The sequence below is a fragment of the Paraburkholderia sp. BR10937 genome (assembly GCF_040965695.1).
Classification (GTDB): domain Bacteria; phylum Pseudomonadota; class Gammaproteobacteria; order Burkholderiales; family Burkholderiaceae; genus Paraburkholderia.
The window spans coordinates 1-603 of sequence record NZ_JBFRCL010000159.1 but is presented as its reverse complement, the minus strand read 5'-3'; the positions used below and the strand labels follow the sequence as shown (position 1 = coordinate 603).

General features: G+C 64.7%; 1 protein-coding gene. It reads left to right on the top strand.

All coding sequences use genetic code 11. The annotated features are described in order from the left end of the window. Nucleotides 1-24: 24 nt before the first annotated feature. Nucleotides 25-603, top strand: a 579-nt coding sequence (locus AB4Y44_RS42440; protein ID WP_368702821.1) for a transposase, incomplete at its 3' end; no start/stop codon positions are given.

Here is a 603-nt window from a genome sequence, read left to right as displayed (position 1 = left end):
GTGCAGCGTGACATTGCGTTCTGCATGCGCGTCGATGCCCGTAACTGGAAATGCGTCACCGCGTTTGCGCGCAGTGGCGAAGCCGAGCGCGTGGTGACGCTGGCGGCGCCCAGCGAGCAGGATGCCTGCGACTATGAACTGGCGCGCACGCCCAGCACGGTGCGCCTGATTCGCGACGTCACCCCCAGCGGCCGCGTGCGTGTGCTGATGACTTCCCTGCTTGATGCACGGCGCTACCGCGCTGCGGCATTCGGTACGCTCTATCATCAGCGCTGGCGCGTGGAGGAAGCGTTCAAACGCCTGAAGCACCGGCTGCGGCTGGAGGCCGTCACGGGTCTGGACTATCTGGCCCTGCAGCAGGACTTCGGCGCAAAAATCCTTGCTGACAACCTGTGCACCTTGCTCAGCGATCTTGATGTGCCGCGCGAGGAGGCATTGGACAGTCGTCCTAACCGGCTCTACGCGCTGGGCGCACTCAAGCCGATCCTCAGTGGCTGCCTTCTGCGTATCGCGCGCTGTCTGGAGAGGCTCCCCGCGGTTCTTGCAGTGATCCACCGCACCCGATGTCGCATACAGCCCTCACGCTCCTATCCCAGGCCACCC